Here is a 4,395-nt window from a genome sequence, read left to right as displayed (position 1 = left end):
AAGAGAAAGGTTTTTCTCAAGAGGGTTTTGCCAATTTCATCGAAATGAATCGGGGTTACTACGGGACTGTGGAACGTGGCGAAGCCAATATAACCATTTTAAATCTTCTAAAAATTCTTAAAGGATTGAATGTCACACCCAATGAGTTAATCCCACCTGCAACATATGTGAGTTTGAAGAAGAAAATCACTAAAAACTCAGCCAAACCATCATGCCTGAAATTGAAAGATTAATCATAAATAACGGTATAATTTCCAAGCCCATATCTACCATTATGACTATTAATATAATATGAACACATTTTTAGCTTATAATTGTTTCAATTTGCGCCTTGTTATCCAATCCATTCTCGCTTGAAATAGATTAATCAATTCTAATGATGCACTAAGTCCTTATTTAACAAACAGTGCTATATTATAAAAAAGAATTTATAAAATAAGGTGGGTTGTTTTTATCTTGATTCAGCTATCACTTTATTTCATTGCAAGGAGCATTGATATGCCAAAGCAGAAACTTTTTAAAGCAGTTATTGGGGTAATGACCTTATTAAGCGCGATGCTTTTCTTGGTCTCTTGCGCCCCATCAACAACGACCAATAATTCACACAATGTTTCTCATACTTATGAAGGGCACAACACGGGAGGAATAGGTTGGCATTAATAGGAACAGGTATGTTTTTGCTTTTCATACCCAGTTCATGTAGTGCTATAGTAAGATGTTCAGTCCAAATAATTCATTGAAAAAATAATAAGGAGATTTCATTATGTTAAAACGGAATGTATTCATTTTATTGGCTGCTTGCAGTTTGGTTGCCACGCCACTCTTTGCAGAAGAAATGTCTTCTGGTTCTCAAATGAATAACATGGGAATGCAAAACACGAATCAGCAGTCAACCCAACTCCAAGAAGAAATGAAACAAATGCAAGAAGCACTAAAACAAATGCAACAGATGCATGATAAGCTGATGAATGCTAAAACAACAGAAGAAAAGGCATCCTTGATGCAGACACAAATGCCCATGATGGAGGAAGGCATGCATACGATGCAAAAAGGCATGAAGATGATGAAAAGTATGCCCGATGACACAGCAAAACAACCCGAAACGATGGAACAGCGCATGAAAATGATGCAAATGATGATGCACATGATGCAGATGATGATGGACAATAAAATGATGGGATGCCCCATGATGAAAAACCAATAAATTCTGCAAGAGGATTCCATAGGATAGTTGAGTCAAATTACCGGGGCTTTTATTGACCTTTCTTAAGAGCCCTATCGTTAAGAATAAGACTGGAAGATAATGGATAACAACACGGCTGTTGCTCAAAGTCATGGAACGCCAATTGGCAGGATAATCGAAATCAATGGTCCTGTAGTCAGGATAAATTGTGATGTTTTACCTCCTTTACATCAATCCCTTAAAACCCACACGGACAATGATGAATACATTTTAGAAGTGTGTCAACACCTTGATGAGCATCATGTGAGAGCCATCACGCTCCACCGTGCCTCAGGATTGCAAAGGGGTTTAATAGTCTATGATCAAGGCACTTCATTACAAATTCCCGTTTCAAAAGAGTGCCTGGGCCGCCTTTTAAATATTTTTGGTGAGCCGTTAGACGGTGCCCCGCCATTAGAAACCAATGAATATCGTGATGTTCTAGCCAAATCCGAACCACTTCAAATGACGAGTACTCAAGAAACCATTCTTGAGACAGGAATTAAGGTCATTGATTTACTTTGTCCCTTCGTCAGGGGCTCTAAAACAGGATTGTTTGGTGGTGCTGGAGTTGGAAAAACCGTCCTCCTGATGGAGTTGATGCATGCCATTATTCAATTACATCAAGGAACCTCCGTCTTTGCTGGTGTAGGGGAGCGCATTCGGGAAGGACATGAATTGTGGCATGAGATGAAATCCGCAGGCGTCATGGATAAAACCCTCATGGTGTTTGGTCAAATGGATGAATCGCCAGGGGTGCGTTTTCGCACAGGACTATCGGCATTAACTTATGCCGAATATTTGCGTGATACGTTGGAGCATGAGGTTCTTTTTCTTGTGGATAATATTTATCGTTTTGTGCAAGCCGGCAGTGAAATTTCGGGATTACTTGGCCGAATGCCGGCAAGTGTCGGTTATCAACCCACCTTAATGACTGAAATAGCGGAACTTGAAGAGCGCATAGCGTCAACTGCTAAAGGAGCAGTGACTTCGGTACAAGCGGTTTATGTTCCAGCCGATGATATGAGCGATCCGGCGGTGACTGGGATTATTACTCATTTGGATTCCATTATCGTACTCTCTCGCTCACAAGCAGGCAAAGGCATTTATCCTGCCGTGGATCCCTTAGCTTCCAAGAGTCAATTTATGGATAAAATCATACTTGGGGAACGACATTATTCCATAGCACAAGCCGTACGAGAACACCTGGAACGTTATCATGAGTTAGAAGACATGATCTCTATGATGGGAATTGATGAGCTTTCTCCTAAAGACCGTGCTATCGTGTTAAGAGCACGCAAACTGCAACGCTACCTTAGCCAACCCTTTCATGTCACAAAGCGTCAAACAGGAATGGAAGGGAAATCGGTTTCATTAGAACACACATTAACCGATTGCGAATCATTCCTAAGTGGCGATTACGATGGGTTTGCAGAAGAAGAGTGTTACATGATAGGTGCCATGAATAAAGGGAGATAACGACTGACATGGAGCTTTTTACCATCCATCTTAAGAGTGCCACACAATATGAAATAATGGATAAAGTGGTGAGTTTTGTTGGCGAAGACCACTCGGGACAATTTGGGATTTTAGCTCATCATGGTCGGATGATGACCTGCTTAAAATTTGGTTTGGCCTGGTTTCGTGATGAAAATCAAGAGACGGAATACTTAGCATTGCCAGGTGCCGTGGTTTATTTCATTGAAAATCAATTGCATATCGCAACAAGACATTATGTACGCCATAAAGAGTACCAAGCCATTCAAATGGCCATAGAGGCAGAATTACATTGGGAAGAAGACAACCTAGTGCGCACTAAAGAAAGCTTACATCGTTTGGATGAAGAAATGTTAAAGCGTTTATGGGAATTAAAACGGCAGAACACCCATGGAATTTAAAAATTCAAACAAGGAACTGGAACAACAAGTGAAACGGAAAGTCCGCAAAATCAATGAAGCCAAAAAAGAAAAATCGACTTTATTAGCTCAAACGGTTTACCTGGGTACTTTAGGCTTTGTTTTTGTATTACCCATCATTGCAGGAGCCTATCTTGGGGTTTGGCTTGATGAACAAATAAAAGGGTACTCCATCAGTTGGACCATCAATTTAATCATCCTTGGTGTGATTATTGGCGCCATTAACGTGTATCTTTTAATTAAGGATTAACTGTGGGAGAAGAAGGATTCTTAGCGCATTTTACCTTTTCAATCGGTGTGCTACCCATCACACAAAGCGTCTTGACCACGTGGTTCATTATGATGATCTTATTCCTTTTGGCATGGGGTTCCACGCGACAACATGCGTTATTACAACCAAGCACTTACCAAGTCATTTGGGAGGGCATTTTGAGTACCATGCAGGATGCGATGAACGAAGTAGTGCCTTACCACGTTGAGCTCATCTTTCCATTTGTAGCCACCTTGTGGATTTTTATCCTGGTTTCCAATTTAATTGGTGTTATTCCGGGATTTTATTCACCAACGGCTGATTTATCGGTGACGGCATCCCTTGCGATAATGACTTTTTTATCGGTACACTGGTTTGGAATTCGTGCCGAGGGGTGGCGAGAGTATTTGAAACATTATATTAAGCCAACTCCTTTTTTGTTGCCTTTTCATTTAATCAGCGAAATCTCTCGAACCTTAGCATTGGCTGTCCGCTTGTTTGGTAATATCATGAGCTTGCAATTAACCGCCCTGATTGTCCTCATGATTGCCGGATTTTTAGCCCCTATTCCAATACTCATTTTACATATTATTGAAGCCATTATCCAAGCGTATATTTTTGGCATGCTGGCTTTAATTTACATTGCTGGGGGCATTCAAGCCCATGAGCTTAAAAGCCAAGGAGAATCGTTATGAATGACATGAGTTGGTTTAGTTTGGCATCAACCGTTATTGCCGCAATCGCCATTGCCATAGGAACCATAGGGCCGGCTATAGCTATGGGGCGCGCGATTAGTCACGCCCTGGATGCGTTGGCAAGGCAACCTGAAGCCGAAAAATCCATCACCAGAACATTATTTATTGGTTTGGCCATGATCGAATCGTTAGCCATTTATTGTTTGGTGATTGTTTTGATTATCCTCTTTAGAAATCCATTATTGTCTTATTTTGTAACGCAACAGGGATAAAACCAATGGAACTCTCTTGGACCACTTTTTCATTAGAACT

8 protein-coding genes are annotated in these 4,395 nt (G+C 40.8%); all 8 read left to right on the top strand.

From position 1 onward, the window contains the following. Window positions 1–233 (top strand): helix-turn-helix domain-containing protein (locus tag ACWTEW_RS27835; RefSeq protein ID WP_454783620.1); only part of this gene is annotated, 233 nt, incomplete at its 5' end. Window positions 234–498: 265 nt separating this feature from the next. Further along, window positions 499–660: a hypothetical protein gene (locus tag ACWTEW_RS27830; RefSeq protein ID WP_454783619.1), complete on the top strand. Its 162-nt coding sequence runs from the start codon at window positions 499–501 to the stop codon at window positions 658–660. A gap of 103 nt (window positions 661–763) precedes the next feature. Then, a complete protein-coding gene (locus tag ACWTEW_RS27825) occupies window positions 764–1,204 on the top strand; it encodes a type IV secretion protein Dot (RefSeq protein WP_454783618.1) in 441 nt (146 codons plus the stop codon). A gap of 99 nt (window positions 1,205–1,303) precedes the next feature. After that, window positions 1,304–2,701 (top strand): F0F1 ATP synthase subunit beta, encoded by a 1,398-nt coding sequence (atpD, locus tag ACWTEW_RS27820; protein ID WP_454783617.1) that lies wholly within the window; start codon window positions 1,304–1,306, stop codon window positions 2,699–2,701. Between the two features lie 8 nt (window positions 2,702–2,709). Continuing rightward, window positions 2,710–3,120: a F0F1 ATP synthase subunit delta/epsilon gene (locus ACWTEW_RS27815; RefSeq protein WP_454783616.1), complete on the top strand. Its 411-nt coding sequence runs from the start codon at window positions 2,710–2,712 to the stop codon at window positions 3,118–3,120. Beyond that, window positions 3,110–3,388 carry an AtpZ/AtpI family protein gene (locus ACWTEW_RS27810; RefSeq protein WP_454783615.1) on the top strand — a complete coding sequence of 93 codons (279 nt, stop codon included), beginning with the start codon at window positions 3,110–3,112 and terminating at the stop codon, window positions 3,386–3,388. Before ACWTEW_RS27815 ends, ACWTEW_RS27810 begins: the two co-directional genes overlap by 11 nt. A 2-nt stretch (window positions 3,389–3,390) precedes the next feature. Next, window positions 3,391–4,083, top strand: coding sequence for a F0F1 ATP synthase subunit A (locus tag ACWTEW_RS27805; RefSeq protein WP_454783614.1), 693 nt, complete (start codon window positions 3,391–3,393; stop codon window positions 4,081–4,083). Beyond that, on the top strand, window positions 4,080–4,355 hold the full coding sequence (locus ACWTEW_RS27800) for a F0F1 ATP synthase subunit C (RefSeq protein ID WP_454783613.1): 276 nt from the start codon (window positions 4,080–4,082) through the stop codon (window positions 4,353–4,355). Before ACWTEW_RS27805 ends, ACWTEW_RS27800 begins: the two co-directional genes overlap by 4 nt. Window positions 4,356–4,395: the final 40 nt, after the last annotated feature.

The sequence above is a fragment of the Legionella stuttgartensis genome, assembly GCF_977063405.2.
The sequence above is the reverse complement of the archived record's forward strand: the minus strand, read 5'-3'. Positions and strand labels throughout refer to the sequence as shown.